Genomic DNA, 15,198 nt, shown 5'->3' with positions numbered 1-15,198 from the left:
ATGACTCGTAGTGAGGCGAGAGCGGCGATGTGCCGCTCTCGCCTGTGACTGACCGACGTTAGAGCGTCTTCATCGCGACCTTGCCGTCGTTGATCTCGATGAGATAGACGTTCGGCTGGCTCTGTCCGCTCTCCTTGCCTTCAGGACCGGACTTGCGGAACACGATGTCGCCGTTGAGTCCCTTGATGTTGATGTTCCACAGCGCGGCCTTGATCGCAGCAGGCTCGGCCTTGCCGGCCTTCTCGATCGCGGCCGCCGCGGTGCGGATGCCGTCATAGCCGCGGAAGCTCTCGGTGCAGCCGGCGAACTCGAAGCCGCGCTTCTTCCATTCCGTGATGAAGTAGTTGGTCGCTTCCGGATTCGGCGTCTTGTCCGGGAACCAGGGCAGGAAGGTGGTGAGATGCATGGTGCCGTTGGCGGCGGCTCCCGCCTGGGCGATGATCTGGTCCGGGTTCTGCGAGCCGCCGGTGGTGATGATGCGCTTCTTCAGGCCCAGCGCGGCGGCCTGCTTGAAGATCAGCGTCAGTTGGTCGACCGCGGTCGTGACGATGACCGTCTCGGAATCCGAGCTCTTGATCTTGGAGAGCTGGGCGCTCATGTCCTGCGCGCCCTGGTCCATGGTCTCGACCAGGCCGATGCTGATCCCCTTCTCCTTCATCATCTTGCTGAAGTCCTCGGCAGTGCCGCGGCCCCAGTCGTTGTTGATGACGAGGAAGTCGACCTTCTTCAGCGCGAGCTTGTCGACGATGCCCTTGAACGCGGCCGCCTCGATCGCCGAGGGCGGCGAGATGCGGAAGATGAAGGGATTGCCCGTCGTCGTGATCTTGCCCGAGGACGAGGTCTCGACCACCATCGGCGTCTCGTATTCCATCAGCTTCGGCATCACCGCGAGCGTCAGGCTCGAGCCCCAGGCCCCCATCAGCACCGGCACCTTGTCGCTGGTGATCAGTTTTTCGGCGACGGCGGCAGCTTCGGTCGGGTTGCTCTTGTTGTCCTCGATCACCAGCTCGATCTTCTTGCCCAGGATACCGCCCTTGGCGTTGATCTCGTCGGCGGCAATCTTCGCGCCGTTGACGACGTAGGTGCCCGATGCCGCGAACGCGCCGGTGAGCGGCTCGTTGACGCCGATCTTGATGGTCTGCGCCTGCGCGGCGCCGCCGACCAAGGCCACCGCAAGCGCGACGGCCGGAACCAGTCCGAGTGCTCGTGTCATGTTGTCTCTCCAATTCCCACGCTGTTGATGTCTAGTCTGTCCAGGCTTCGTCACTTCCGGTGTGCGGGCACACCGTCACCCCGCCTCGCTCCGGCGGCCAAAGATGCGGGCGATCCGCGCGCGCAAGACGTCCGACGCAATCGACCAGAAGCTCAGCTCCGCCGGGGCGATCTGCTCCGATGACGCGCCGGACATCTGGCGATCGAGATTTCCCGCGAACTCCGCGATCAGGCGCCGGGCGAGATCGCGCACCAGGCCGGGCCGGCCGATCTGGGCCAGCATTCCCGTGAGCGTGTAGCCGATCGACAGCTCGACCGCGGTCGCCGCACCGCCTTCGAGCGGAAGCAGGCGATAGCGAATCTCGCCTTGCGTCGCAGAATGGCTGCGGCGATCGGTCCCGATGCCGACGATGCGGCCGGAGAGCGTCACGGGATCGCGCTCGACGCGCGCGGCGCCCTCGAAGGCCGCGGCGACCGGCCCGAGCCTGACGCGGATGGCGCCTTCGACGCGCTCAGGGCTCGGTACCCCCGTCAGCGCCACGCCGGGAAGGCAGGATGCAATGCCCGCGATATCGTCGAACATCGCGAACACCTTTGCCGGCGGATGCGGCAGCGTGAAGCGCTGGTCGAGAACGGTCGCCGGGGTGAAGTCGGGAATGGTGCCTCGCGCGACGCTTGCGGACGCCGGAGCCAGCAACGTGCGCGCAGGCTGCGGGTCGTATCGGCCGGATTCAGCTCGCCCCGAGCCGGCCGGACCAAGGATAGTCCTGCCGCCATCGACCAGCGGCCCGATGTTGCGCGCGCGCCTCGCCTCGATCACGGACTGCACCGCGCGCACGATGCCGACATAGCCGGTGCAGCGGCAGAGATTGCCGCTCATGCCGACGCGGATGCGCCGCTCGTCGGCATCGGGCAGACGCAGCACGAGGTCGCGCGCCGAGACCAGCATTCCCGGCGTGCAATAGCCGCATTGCAGGGCATGCTCGCGGGTGAAGGCGGCGCGCAGCTCGGCCGTAACCTCGTCCTCGTCGAGGCCCTCGATCGTGGTGACGTCGGCCCCCTCGCAGGCCGCCGCATAGGTGATGCACGAGCGCGCCGGCACGCCGTCGAGCAGCACGGTGCAGGCGCCGCAGACGCCGTGCTCGCAGCCGAGATGAGTGCCGGTCAGATCGAGCTTGTCGCGAACGAAATCGGCAAGGCTGGTGCGCGGCTCGGCCGACAGCTCCACCGCGCGGCGATTGACGTTGAGCGCGATCGTGCTCATGCCGCGGCCTCCTGGACGGCGCGCTTCAACACGCCGACATGGATGTGGCGCTGCGCGGCATCGTCAATGCCGGCCTTGGCCAGAAGAACGTCGGCGACACGGACGTCGAAACGCTGCTTGTAGTCGGCGGCAATCCGACCGCGGAACAGCTCGGCGGCGTCGGTGATGACGATGGGAGCAGTGTCGATCGCGCCAATCACGATCCGCGCGGAAGCCGCGGCGGGATCGATCAGGACCGCGCCGATGGCATGGGCGAACTCGCCTGTCTTGCGGCAGCTCTTGGCATAGCCCCAATGCGCCGAGGCCAATCGCGCCGGCACATGGACCGCCTCGACGATCTCGCCCGTGTGCAGCGCGGATTCCAGAGCGCCCACCACGAACGCCTCGACGGGCATCGTGCGCGCCCCGGCAAGACTGCGCAGCGTCACCCGTGCGCCCAGAGCGGCGAGCGCCGAGATCCAGTCCGCGGCGGGATCGGCATGGCTGAGCGAGCCGCCGATCGTTCCGCGGTTGCGCACGGCGCGAAAGGCGATGTTGGCCGCCACGCCGCGCATGGCCCCGCGGGTCACGTCGGCCGCGCGCCCGTCTTCGATATCGGCATGGGTGACCAGGGCCCCGAGCACGAGCTCGCCGCCGGAAATCTCGGCGCGCTTGAGCTCGGCCAGACCGGAAATATCCACGATCAGCTCCGGCTGCACCAGCCGCAGATTGAGCATCGGCCCGAGCGACTGGCCGCCGGCGATGACTTTCGCCGAGCCGCTGCCGGCAGCCAGCATCGAGAGTGCTGCCGTGAGATCGCGTGGGCGTTCATAGGCGAAGGGAGCGGGCTTCATGCCGCACTCCCTTCGGCCACGCGCGCGGCCAAGACGGCAGCGACGATCCGATGCGGCGTGATCGGCGATTGCATCAGCTCGACGCCGAGCGGGCGCAGCGCGTCGTTGACGGCGTTGGCGATCGCGGCCGGCGGCGCGATCGCCCCGCCCTCGCCGATGCCCTTCACGCCGAACTGCGTATAGGGCGACGGCGTCTCCATGTGATCGAGGCGAGCCGCGGGAACTTCGGTCGGTCCGGGCAGCAGATAGTCGGCGAGCGTCGTCGCCAGCGGCTGACCGGAGGCATCGAACGGCATTTCCTCGTAGAGCGCGGTGCCGATGCCTTGCGCGAGGCCGCCATAGATCTGGCCGTCGACGACGAGCGGATTGACCAGCACGCCGCCGTCCTCGACGATCATATAATCGAGGATCTCGACCTCGCCGAGATCCGGATCGACCGCGACCACCGCCGCATGCGCGGCATAGCTGAAGGTGCCGCTGTCGCGCACCGGCTTGTAGCCTTGCGTCACTTCAAGCCCGCCCGGATCGACGTCAGCCGGCAGATCCTGCGGGCGGCGATACCAGGTGTGGGCGATCGCCTTCAGGCTGACGCTGCCGTTGACGCCGCGCACCTCGCCATTCTGCAACACCACCGAAGCCGAATCATGCTGCAACAACTTGGCGCCGATGCGCCGGGCGCGCTCGCCGAGCTCGCGGCAGGCCGTCGCGACCGCGCCGCCCGCCATCACCATCGAGCGCGAACCCCAGGTCCCGGTCGAATAGGGCGTCATCGCGGTGTCACCGAGGATGATGCGGATCTTCGCGACATCCACCCCGAGGATTTCATGCGCGACCTGGGCCAGCGTGGTTTCCATGCCCTGTCCGTGCGAATGCACGCCGACGCGCAGTTCGAGGCCGCCGTCGGGCGTCAGCCGGGCCGAGGCCTGCTCATGGCCCGGCACCATCGGGATGCCCCAGCCGGAATAGACTGACGTGCCGTGCGCGGCCTGCTCGCAATAGATGGAGACGCCGACGCCGATGCGGCGGCCGTCGGCCTCACCCTTGCGCTGACGGCCGCGAATGGCATCGATATCGATCTGTGCCAGCGCGCGGCTCAGCGCTTCCGGATAGTCGCCGCTGTCAAAATGTTTCCTGGTGATGTTGTCGAACGGCATCTGTTCGGGGCGCACCAGATTGCGCAGCCGCACCTCGCCGGGCTCGAGGCCGGCCTCCGCCGCCACGAGATCGAGCATCAATTCCAGCGCGAAGCAGACGCCGGTGCGCGCCACGCCGCGATAGGGCAGGATCGGGCATTTGTTGGTGGCGACCGAGAAGGTGCGGCAACGATAGGCCGGCATCCTGTAGGGGCCGGGCAGGATGCTGGCGACCTGCGCGGCTTCCAGGCAGGCCGAGAACGGATAGGACGAGTAGGCGCCGGAATCCACGGTCGCCTCGCAATCGATGCCGCGCAGCGTGCCGTCGCGGTCGGCGTAGACCGTGATCCTGTAGTGGTGTTCGCGGCAATTGGAGCTGGCGACGAGATGCTCGCGGCGATCCTCGAGCCAGCGCACGGGATGGCCGCAGCGCATCGTCAGCCAGGACAGGCAGACCTCTTCGGGCAGCAGGATGCCCTTGTGCCCGAAACCGCCGCCGACGTCGGGCGAGATGACGCGGATCTGGCCCTCCTCCATGCCGAGACATTCGGCAAGACCGCTGCGCGTGATGTGCGGCATCTGCGCTGCGGAATGCAGCGTGAGCTGGCCGAGCCTCGGATCGAAGGTCGCGACCACGCCGCGGCCTTCGAGCGGCGACATGCACTGCCGCGCGGTCGAGATTTCGCGCGTCACCTTGATCGGCGCATCCAGCGCGGCCGAGATGTCGACCTCGTAGTTGGTTTCGAGGAAGACGTTGTCGCCCCAATGCTCGTGCACCAGCGCCGTATCAGGCTCGCGCGCCTTCAGCATGTCGGTGACGGCGGGCAATTCCTCCAGATCGAGCGTCACCGAGGCCGCGATATCCTCCGCCTCGGCCCGCGTCGGCGCGAGGCACATCGCGACGAGTTCGCCGACCTGGCGCACCTTGCCGGTTGCCAGCACCGGCTGCTCGGAAATCTTGAAGCCCGGAAGAGCCGAGATCGCGCGGATGGGCTTGATGCCGTCGAGATCGGCCGCCGTGAACACGCTGCCGCGATGGCGTTCCGGCACATGAATCCCGCGGATGCGTGCATGCGCCAGCGGGCTGCGCACGAAGGCGACGTCCTGAAGACCGGCGAGCCTGATGTCGGCGACATACTGGCCGCGACCGCGCATCAGGCGGTCGTCCTCCTTCCGAGGCAGCCGCGCGCCCACGCCCTGCCCGGACTTGCCAGAAGGAAATTCTCGCTCGTTGCGCACGCCGGCGTTCTCCTCCACCGCCCTTATGCCGCGACAGCTTGCGGCAGGATCGGCGCGACCGCGTCGAAGCGCGTGCCGGCGCGCAGGCAGAAGGCCGGCTGCAGCAGGCGCTCCGCGATCACCTCGTTCTTCTCATTGTCCGTGAGGACGAAACGGCCGTTCTGCTCCGAGAGCACGGAGACGTCGGCATCCATGCCGACCCTGAGCGCGCCGATTTCCCCGCTGCGGCCGAGCATCTTTGCGGGATTGGAGGTGACCATCGGCACCACCTGCTCCAGCGACAGGCCGAGCGCCATCATCGAGCTCATCGCCTGGACCAGGCTGAACTTGGCCTGGCCTGCGAACGGATGGTTCTCCTCGTCCTCATGCTGGTCGGGCGTCCCGGCCGGCGCGGGCACATGGGTGTTGTAGCCATGGATGTCGGCGCCGAGCGTGGTCGGAATGATGCCGGCGGCGATCGCCTTCTTCGCGAGTCGATAGGAAAAGTGGCTGCCGTGCCCGACGTCGACCTTCAGCCCGCGATCGAGCGCGGCCCTAATCACCGGATGCACCTCGCCCTCGCGATTGACGAAGCCGCCGGGATGGCGCGTGAAGGGATGGGCGAGAATGTCGCCCTCGCGCAAGAGCGGAATCACACGCGTGAGGATCGTGTCGGCATCCTCGCCGTTGGCGCCGCTCTCGGGCAGGCCCCAGAGCTGCCCGAAATGCACGTAGACCGGCAGGTCGGCGCGCTTGCCGATCTCGGCCGCCATCTCGATGACGCGAATGCCCCAGCGCGCGAAACCGCCGATCTCGGCGTGGGCCTTGATGCCGCGCACGATGTCGGGATTGGCCGTCGCTGCCTTGACGGTCGCGCCGATGTCGACGCCATCGGGGCTGTAGAGCTGCGGATAATAGTGGCCCTCGAGGCCGCCGACGAGATAGGCGGACAGGAAGGCGTAGACGCGCGAGGCGGCGGGCTCCGCGATGAAGTGACGGAAGCCGGGCAGCGTCATGCAGGACGGGCCGCCCTGGTCGACCAGCGTCGTTACGCCCGACTGCACGCCGACCATGTCGGGATTCATGCCGAAGCGGCCGGAGACATATTGATAGACATGCGCATGGGTGTCGATCAGCCCGGGCAGCACCAGCTTGCCGCTGACGTCGACGACCTCCCTGGAGCTGGTCGGCAGAATGTCGGACGCGACCGCTGCAATCCTGCCGTTGCGGATGGCGACATCCTTGATGCCATCGACGCCGGAGGCCGGACAAATCACGCGACCGCCTCGCAGCAGAAGGTCGAAGCTGGCAGTGACGGACATGGTGCTCTCCTCATTCTTGCGAGGGCGAGGGCCTCGCCCGAATTACGAAGCATGCTTCGTATTTCGACATTACGAAGCATGCTTCGCATTTTGACAAAAGCAAGCTTCGTGCCATGATCCTGATGTGGCGGGCGCACTCGAATCGAGCTAAGCGCGGCAGGGTTCAGGCTTGGGAGAGTGTGCATTGCGGCAGGCGAAGACACGTCGCGGCGGGGGCAGGCACCGCCCCTGGCCATTGTCGGAACGGCCCGGCTATCTGATCCGCCGACTGCACCAGATTCACGTCGCGCTGTTTCAGGAAGCCTGCGGCGAATTCGAGGTCACGCCGCTGCAATACAGCCTGCTCTCGGCGCTGGCGGTGCGTGAAACCGCCGATCAGACCACTTTGGCCGCCGATATCGCCCTGGATCGGACCACGACGACCGGCGCCTTGAAGCGGCTCGCCGCCCGACATCTGGTCGAGCGCGCCATCAACAAGGACGATCGCCGGGCCCGGCTGTGCCGACTGACGCCGGCCGGCGCCGCGCTGCTGGTCAAGATCGAGGGCGCGGCGCGACGGGCGCATCGTGCGACGCTCGGCGATTTGAGCCAGCGGGAACAGACGCTTTTCATCGAGATGATGCAGCGCATCGTCGCCGGCAACCCCAGTCGCGACAGCGCCGCTGCCCTATTCGATTAGGAGTGACTGCCGCGCTTTTGAGTTGGGCTGCTCAATTTATCATCGTACCGCTGCCCGGCCGGGCAACATCGTCCGCCTCTCGCCGGCGCGCCAGACGTGCCGAAGCGCACTCACGCGCAGGATCGGGCTGCGCCTGAAAACGCAGTCGGATCCGGCGCGACGCGCGCGACCTCCGGCGTCGACGCCCGCCTGCTCGGCAGCCTCGCAATTCAATGGCACGATTTATGCTGCCGTGATGCGAAGCGTGCTTCGTATTGGGGGATGTCATGACGGATTCCGAACTTCGCGCTGATATTCACAGCATCGAGCCAATTCCCGACGCGGACCGGGACTCCACCGGGCCGCAGCAGATGTGGATCTGGGCCGGCGCCAACATCGCGCCGGTCAACTGGGCACTCGGCGCGCTCGGCATCATCCTGAAACTCGGGCTGATGGAGACGATCGCGGTCATCGTGCTCGGCAACATCGTCGGCTGCGCGATCTTCGCGACCTTCACGGTGATGGGGCACAAGACAGGCGTCAATCAGATGGTGCTGAGCCGGTCTGCCTTCGGCGTCCGCGGCGCCTATCTGCCCAGCATCCTGATGTTCCTGATGACGCTGGGCTGGATCGGCGTCAACACCTACTTCCCGGTCAAGGTCTCGATGGGCATCCTCGGCCAGTTCGGCGTGCCCGACACCTGGCTGATCGAGATCGTCGTCATCACGCTGGTGATGGCGGTGCAGGTGCTGATCGGCGTCTACGGCTTCTACGCGATCCGCACCTTCGAGAAATACACGGTGCCGCCGACCATCGCCATCATGGTGCTGATGAGCGTGCTGGCCTGGACGCAGCCCGGCGTCGTCAATTGGAGCCTGACGACCTCGCTGCCGCCCGGCGCGCATCTTGCGATGCTGACCTTGCTGACGACCGCGATCGGCGTCGGCTGGGGCATTTCCTGGGTCACCTGGGCCTCCGATTATTCGCGCTTCGTGCCGAGAAGCGTGCCGTCGAAATCCGTGTTCTGGTACAGCTATGTCGGCATGTTCGTGCCGACGGTCTGGCTCGGCATTCTCGGCGCGACCATCGCCTCGACGACGCTGGACACCGATCCTGCCAAGATGGTGAGCGCGGTGTTCGGCGGTCCCGTCAGCATCCTGGTCCTCCTGATGGTGCTGCACGGCCCGATCGCCACCAACATCCTCAACGTCTATTCGGCGACATTGGCGGCGCTGAGCGCGGGGCTGAAACTCCCGCGTTTCTGGCTCACCGTCATCGTCGGCATAGCCGGCTATCTGGTCACCCTCTACTTCATCTTCGCGCCGTCCTTTGCGAAGGCGTTCGACAACTGGATGATCAGCCTCCTGCTTTGGATGAGCCCGTGGGCCGGCGTGGTGCTCGCCGACTTCTTCGTCAAGCGCCAGGGCAGGATCGACGTCGCCGAGCTCTATCGCTCGCCGGAGACCAGCGCCTATGGCGACATCAATTGGGCCGGCATGATCGCGTTCTTCGCGGGTCTCGTCGCCGGCTGGCTGGTGGAGGACGGCCTGGTCGGCGCGCTGCAGGGGCCAATCTCGATCAACCTCCTCGGCGGCGCCGATCTGAGCTGGCTGTTCGGGATTGGAGTCGCGAGCCTCGCCTATCTTGCGCTCGGCAGGTTCGCGACCTCGCCCTCGCCGGCCGTCGCGAGCGGCGCAGGCAGGTAGCGGCGGGGACGGACCTCGTCCTGCGATCAGCCCTGCTGGCCAAGCCTCACGATCACGTCGCCGGGCACCAGACCGAGCCTTAAAACGTTCCGGCCATAGTGACCCGGAACGTCAGCGGCTCCACGGGGTGCAGCACGTAGTCCATCACGCCATTCTGACAGACTGCCGTTGGCGCGGTGCCTGATGTGCAGAGGTTGTAGAGCGTGTCGGTCTTGAGCAGCGACCCATAGGCGTAGGTGATCTGGTTCGCCTTCGTGTTGAAGAGGTTGAGAACGTCGAGCTGAAGGCGCCAGCCAGTGTCGATACGATAGCCGAGGCGGCCGTTGAAGATGCTGATGGCGGAGGAGCGGAACGCATTGTCCTCCGTCAGAGGGCTCGAGGCCAGATAGCGCCAGCGCAGGGTTCCGAACCAGCCGGTCTTCTCGCCCAGCGTGACGCCGGCTGACGCCACCATCGCCGGCGCGTTCGGAATGTAGTTTCCGGGCGCATTGCCGGTCTGCGCCTCGGGATAGCCGGCGAGCGAGGCATAGACCTCCGCCTGCTCGCTGTCATAGCCGCGAAAGCGCGCATGCGTCATTGCGAGATCGGCGTCGATGTCGACCCACGACCATGGCCGGTAGTGGTTGGTCCACTCGAAGCCGTCGCGGCGGCTGGCGCGGGACGCCGAGGTATCGCCGGCATCGCCGGAGAACAGGATCTCGGAATCCTGATCCAGGATGAAGAGGCTGAGCGAGGTGTCGAGGCCGGGAACGATCCTGCTTCGAACACCGATCTCTGCGCCTCTGGTGCGCACCAGGAGCGGCGACGGCGTCAGCCTTGTCGCGGGATCGGCGGGATCCTCCGTCGTGGTCGCGCCGCGGGCGTCGTTCGAATGCATGCCGTAGCCGGCACCAAGGAAGAATTCGGTCCGGTTGAACGGACCAAGCACCATCCTGAATTTGGGGCTGCCGAGCGCGGCATCTGCGCGACCGGAATTGCCGGCATTGAAGAGGGAGGTGACGTCCGCGGCATAATAGTCGCCACGCCAGCCCACCGTCGTCCTGAGCCAGTCGGTCCAGCGCACCATGTTTTCGGCATAGATCCCGACGCTGCCCTCGCCGACCTTGTCGCTGCGGATATTCGCAAGGAAGCCGCGCCGGAAAGTGTCGGTGAGCGCGAGGTCGATCGCATCGTAGCGCGACTGCAGGCCGAAGGTGGTCTGCATCGGCAGGCCGGCAAGGGAGCCGTTCAGCGTGCGCGAGACGTTGGCGCCGGCCATCAGGCGGTCGTCATGCTGGTGGAACTGGTCGCCGAGCACGGGATCGTCGAGGAAGTAGGTGAAGTTGTTGAAGAGGTCGAGCTGGCTCTTCACCACATAGGCGTTCGCCTTCCACGACCCCATATCGTCGGTCTGCGCGATCCGGCCGGAGAGCGCGAAACGGTTGGCGTTGCCACCGTCGCTCGGGTCTTCCGAACCGTATCGGTCGAGCGGGCCGCCGGTGATGGCGCGCTGCGGCACCTGGTCGGTCGAATTCCATTTGTTGACGTAGGCCATGCCGGTGACGGACACGCCGTCGGTCGCGGTGCCCCGGCTGTAGCGCACGAAGCCGTTGAGCTTTCGCACATTGTCCGGATTGTCCCACGGGCCGTTGTAGGTGCCGATCTCGCCAGCGACCAGCAGCGAACCGTCACCGACCGTCGCCGAATCCATGCCGAGCAGGCGGCGGTAACCGAAGCTGCCGGCGCTCACCTGCGCGAGTCTCCTGGTGCGGTCGATCAGGTTGATATGAACGCTTCCGACCGAGGCGAAATCGCCTTCGTCGGCGAAATAAGGTCCCTTGCGCACGTCCATTGCGGCGATGGTTTCCGGGATCAGCCAGTTGAGATCTGCATAGCCCTGGCCGTGCGCGTGGGTGCGCATGTTGACGGGGACGCCGTCGACCGTGATCGCAAGATCCGTGCCGTGGTCGAGATTATAGCCGCGCAGGAAATACTGGTTGGCTTTGCCCTCGCCGGAATGCTGCGTCACGATCAGGCCCGGCACGGCTTCGAGCACCTCGCCCGGCCGCGAGACAGGGCGCGCCTCGATCTCATCGCGGGAGACGGTGATCTCGCTGGCCATGCCGGCCTCGCCCTTGGCACCCGAGCCGGCACTGCGCGCGTCCGAGGCCTGCGTCGATGCCGGATTCAGGAAGATGCGGTGACCGACCGGGGGCGGTCCAGCGGCGCGCCGCGATGCGACCGGCATCTTGCGCCCCGGCGTCTCGCTGCCCACGACCTGGACCGGGGGCAGCTCGCGTGAGGCGTTATTGTTCTGCGCAAAGGCGCGGCCACCACCCGCGAGCAGCGCCAGGGCCGGGAGTACCGTCAGCGCGCCGCCGCGACGGCCGGGCTCAAGCCACCTCGGTCGCATCGGCGCATTCCAGAACTTTCGTCCCGGAACGGCGGCGGCCGTCCGCGACGATGCGGCGGTAAAGCACGACCGAGACGAGCCACGCGATCGCGAACAGCGCGATCACGATGAAGCCGACATTGGCGAGCGAATCATTCAGACCGTCGACGAGCGTCCACATGCCGCCGGAGAGGCCAAGTCGATCGCTGATCAGGCCGAGCGCCTCGATGCCGCCGATGAACAGCGCCACTGCGACGGAGGCCCCCGTGATCGTGAGGTTGTACCAGAGCTTGCGCAGGGGATCGACGAAGGCCCAGCGATAGGCGCTGACCATCAGCGCCGAATCGGCAGTGTCGACCAGCGCCATGCCGGCGGCGAACAGCGCAGGAAAGACCAGGACATCGGCGAACGAGGCGCCGCGCGCGGCTTCACTGGCGGAGATGCTGAGCAGGCCGATTTCGGTCGCGGTGTCGAAGCCAAGTCCAAACAGGAAGCCGAGCGGGTACATGTGCCAGGGCTTCGTCACCAGGCGGAACATCGGCCCGAGCAGCCGCGCCAGGACGCCGCGTTTGGCGAGCAGCGCGTCAAGCTGCGCAGCGTCATGAACGCCCTCCTCCCGTGCCGCGCGAAACGTCCGCCACAGGCCGGCGAAAATGACGAGGTTGATGGCCGCGACCACGAGCAGGAACAGCGCCGACACCGAGGTGCCGATGAAGCCTCCGATCTCCTTGAGCAGGCTATCGCCGCCGAGGGTCACGATGCCCAGCGCCAACAGCATGGTCGCGATCACGACCACGGTGGAATGCCCGATCGCGAAATAGAGGCCGACGCAACGCGGCGTCTCACCCGCATGCATCAGCTTGCGCACGACATTGTCGATGGCGGCGATGTGGTCGGCATCGACGGCGTGACGCAGACCGAACACCCAGGCCAGCAGCGCGGTCGCCATCACCGTCGGCCGGTCGCCGAACAGCGCCAAGGCCCAGGCCCAGGCGCCGGTGTTGGCGGCGACGAGCCCGCCGAACAGCACCACCGTTCCGGGCTCTACATCCCGCAAAATCCGCCTCGCAACTCGCTCCATCCGCCCGTCCCGCAGTATGACGTTTATCAAAATCCCTCATACTAGCAAGAGCAAGAGCTGGACCATTTTCGACCTGACGGCTGAAAAGCCGCCAGGAACGGAAGCCGAATGGTTGCTCTGATGGATGAATTCTGCGCTCAGCCCATCACGACGCCGGTGCGGAATGGGGCGCTTCCGTTGACAAGCTACCATCCACTTTGACGACCAAGTCGACGGTCGGCAGGGGATCATGGACGCGCCTGCCGCGTGGCGCCATCCAATCGGAGGATGACGCGCACGTTAAAGCGCGATGCGATTAGGATGAATCGTCATCGCGCTTTAGGTTGTTGTTTGAGCATGATCTTTTCGGAAAACCGCTGTGCACTTTTCCGGATCATGCTCTAGCGCCGCAAGTGCTGGCTGCTTCCAGAACAGGCTCCGTTTCAACGGATGTGGAACCGATCGCCGTGAAGCGGCTCACATCCAGCAGGACGATCTGGATGTATTGGTCGTGCCGGGTGGAGATGGCAGAGGGAGATGCGCATGAAACGCCTCATGCTCTCGTTCATTGCAGCCATGCTTCTCGGTGCAGCCAGCAACGCCTTCAGGTCGCATGCCGTGTTCCAGTTCGGTCAGCACGGCATGGCATCCATTCAAGACATGCAGACAGGCCAAGCCAACAAGCTTCCCGAGCAGGAGCTGCAGGATCGCTCCGTCCTATTTGCGAAAGAGCCGGCTCGGTAGTCGGAGCGCCCGCGTCGAGCTCGCCCTATTCGGCCGCCGCGGTTGCGGGTCGCGGTTGTCCGTCGTTCGGTCCGGTTCGCGCCTTCTGCTCGTCGAGCCAGAGGCTATGGTGCTCGCGGGCCCAGTTGACGTCGACTTCGCCCGAGCCCATGGCCTCGAACGCACCTTCCATCCCGATGGTGCCGATATAGATGTGCGCGATCATCGCCGCGACGAACAGGACCGCCACGATCGAGTGGACGATCTGCGCCATCTGCATGCCCTCGATGCCCGTGCCGTAGAACGGGAACATCAGCGCATAGCCGGATGCTGCGACGAGCCCGCCGCCGATCACGACGATCCAGTAGATCATTTTCTGGCCGCCGTTGAAGCGGTAGGCCGGCGGATGGTCATGGCCGATCAGACCGCCGCCGCGCTTCGCCCATTCGATATCCACCTTGCTCGGGATATTGCCGCCGATCCACATCAGGAAGATCAGGACGACGCCGATGGTGAACGGGAAGCTCAGATAGTTGTGAGCGAACTTGGCCCATTGCGACCATTCCGAGAAAGCCTCGAAGCCGATCAGCGGCAACAGCAATGGCCGACCGAACGTGATGTTCAGCCCGGAAATGGCCAGGACGATGAAGCAGCTTGCCGTCATCCAGTGAACGAACCGCTCGAATCCGTTGAAGCGCACGATGGTCCGGCCCGACCGTCCGGCTTCGAGACGCACCATTCCGACAGTAAGATAGAAGATCACGATGGCTACGATCATGCCGAGGATGGCGATGCCGCCGATCCATCGCAGCGTCACATTGCGGAACTCCCGCCACTCGCGTCCCTGCGGCTGCTCGAGAACGCCGGAGCGTTGATCGGGAATGCTGACGCGGCCCTGAATCCGGTTGAGCTCCTGCAGGAGCTGCTGCTCCTTGACCGAGCTCGCGGTCGGATTGACCTGTTGAGCGCTCGCGGGCACCGCCGTCACCAAAAGAAGCAGCGCCCAGGCGCCGAACGCCAGACGAATGAACCTTCCAAACGATGCCATCACGTCCTCCCCGGTATTGCGCGCCCTTCGGCTGCCCACGTCAGGACTCGATTGTCTCGCGATATGCGGTCTTCCAGCCCCATGCGCCCGAGCCATAGCCGCGCTTCATGACGCGCTCCTTGTAGATCTGCGCAATGATCTCGCCGTCGCCCGCAAGCAACGACTTGGTCGAGCACATTTCGGCACACAGCGGCAGCTTGCCTTCGGCCAGCCGGTTCGCGCCGTATTTCTCGTATTCCTCCTTGCTGCCGTCGGCCTCCGGGCCACCGGCGCAATAGGTGCATTTGTCCATCTTGCCGCGCGAACCGAAGTTCCCGACCTTCGGATATTGCGGCGCGCCGAACGGGCAGGCGTAGAAGCAATAGCCGCAACCGATGCAGAGGTCCTTGGAGTGCAGCACCACAGCATCCGCGGTGGTGTAGAAGCAGTTCACCGGGCACACCGCCGCACAAGGCGCGTCCGTGCAATGCATGCAGGCCATCGAGATCGAGCGCTCGCCCGGCTTGCCGTCGTTGATGGTGACGACGCGGCGCCGGTTGATGCCCCAGGGCACCTCATGCTCGTTCTTGCAGGCGGTGACGCAAGCGTTGCACTCGATGCAACGATCAGCGTCGCAGAGAAATTTCATCCGAGCCATGTGCGTGCTCCTC

12 protein-coding genes are annotated in these 15,198 nt (G+C 65.7%); 3 read left to right on the top strand and 9 right to left on the bottom strand.

The genetic code is table 11. From position 1 onward, the window contains the following. Positions 1–58 precede the first annotated feature (58 nt). From XH87_RS32520 to XH87_RS32500, 5 genes are all read right to left on the bottom strand, one after another. Entirely contained in the window at positions 59–1,213 is a 1,155-nt protein-coding gene (locus XH87_RS32520; protein ID WP_271590387.1) for an ABC transporter substrate-binding protein, read from the bottom strand. Positions 1,214–1,288: 75 nt separating this feature from the next. Next, the gene (locus tag XH87_RS32515; protein ID WP_271590386.1) at positions 1,289–2,476 is read right to left on the bottom strand and encodes a xanthine dehydrogenase family Fe-S subunit; all 1,188 of its coding nucleotides are present in this window, start codon (positions 2,474–2,476) and stop codon (positions 1,289–1,291) included. Beyond that, complete coding sequence (locus XH87_RS32510) at positions 2,473–3,309, bottom strand: FAD binding domain-containing protein (protein WP_271590385.1); 837 nt, start codon at positions 3,307–3,309, stop codon at positions 2,473–2,475. The genes XH87_RS32515 and XH87_RS32510 overlap by 4 nt, the downstream gene beginning before the upstream one ends. Continuing rightward, positions 3,306–5,699: a xanthine dehydrogenase family protein molybdopterin-binding subunit gene (locus XH87_RS32505; protein ID WP_271590384.1), complete on the bottom strand. Its 2,394-nt coding sequence runs from the start codon at positions 5,697–5,699 to the stop codon at positions 3,306–3,308. The genes XH87_RS32510 and XH87_RS32505 overlap by 4 nt, the downstream gene beginning before the upstream one ends. Positions 5,700–5,704: 5 nt before the next feature. Then, a complete protein-coding gene (locus tag XH87_RS32500; RefSeq protein WP_271590383.1) occupies positions 5,705–6,982 on the bottom strand; it encodes an amidohydrolase/deacetylase family metallohydrolase in 1,278 nt (425 codons plus the stop codon). A 184-nt stretch (positions 6,983–7,166) separates the two neighbouring features. Between XH87_RS32500 and XH87_RS32495 the strand changes: the two genes are divergently transcribed. Then, a complete protein-coding gene (locus tag XH87_RS32495; RefSeq protein WP_271590382.1) occupies positions 7,167–7,661 on the top strand; it encodes a MarR family winged helix-turn-helix transcriptional regulator in 495 nt (164 codons plus the stop codon). A gap of 266 nt (positions 7,662–7,927) precedes the next feature. Beyond that, positions 7,928–9,346 carry a cytosine permease gene (locus XH87_RS32490; RefSeq protein ID WP_271590381.1) on the top strand — a complete coding sequence of 473 codons (1,419 nt, stop codon included), beginning with the start codon at positions 7,928–7,930 and terminating at the stop codon, positions 9,344–9,346. Positions 9,347–9,425: 79 nt separating this feature from the next. Here XH87_RS32490 and XH87_RS32485 read toward each other — a convergent pair whose 3' ends face one another. Then, positions 9,426–11,738: a TonB-dependent receptor gene (locus XH87_RS32485; RefSeq protein WP_271590380.1), complete on the bottom strand. Its 2,313-nt coding sequence runs from the start codon at positions 11,736–11,738 to the stop codon at positions 9,426–9,428. Continuing rightward, positions 11,719–12,798 carry a HoxN/HupN/NixA family nickel/cobalt transporter gene (locus XH87_RS32480; protein ID WP_271590379.1) on the bottom strand — a complete coding sequence of 360 codons (1,080 nt, stop codon included), beginning with the start codon at positions 12,796–12,798 and terminating at the stop codon, positions 11,719–11,721. Before XH87_RS32480 ends, XH87_RS32485 begins: the two co-directional genes overlap by 20 nt. A gap of 522 nt (positions 12,799–13,320) precedes the next feature. On the opposite strand from XH87_RS32480, the gene XH87_RS32475 reads away from it, so the two are divergent. Next, positions 13,321–13,521 carry a hypothetical protein gene (locus XH87_RS32475; protein WP_245333958.1) on the top strand — a complete coding sequence of 67 codons (201 nt, stop codon included), beginning with the start codon at positions 13,321–13,323 and terminating at the stop codon, positions 13,519–13,521. A gap of 25 nt (positions 13,522–13,546) precedes the next feature. On the opposite strand, the gene XH87_RS32470 is transcribed toward XH87_RS32475, so the two are convergent. After that, positions 13,547–14,548, bottom strand: coding sequence for a formate dehydrogenase subunit gamma (locus XH87_RS32470; protein ID WP_271590378.1), 1,002 nt, complete (start codon positions 14,546–14,548; stop codon positions 13,547–13,549). Positions 14,549–14,588: 40 nt separating this feature from the next. Continuing rightward, the gene (fdh3B, locus tag XH87_RS32465; protein ID WP_027571966.1) at positions 14,589–15,185 is read right to left on the bottom strand and encodes a formate dehydrogenase FDH3 subunit beta; all 597 of its coding nucleotides are present in this window, start codon (positions 15,183–15,185) and stop codon (positions 14,589–14,591) included. Positions 15,186–15,198: the final 13 nt, after the last annotated feature.

Source organism: Bradyrhizobium sp. CCBAU 53415 (genome assembly GCF_028128735.1).
Taxonomy (GTDB): domain Bacteria; phylum Pseudomonadota; class Alphaproteobacteria; order Rhizobiales; family Xanthobacteraceae; genus Bradyrhizobium.
The sequence above is the reverse complement of the archived record's forward strand: the minus strand, read 5'-3'. Positions and strand labels throughout refer to the sequence as shown.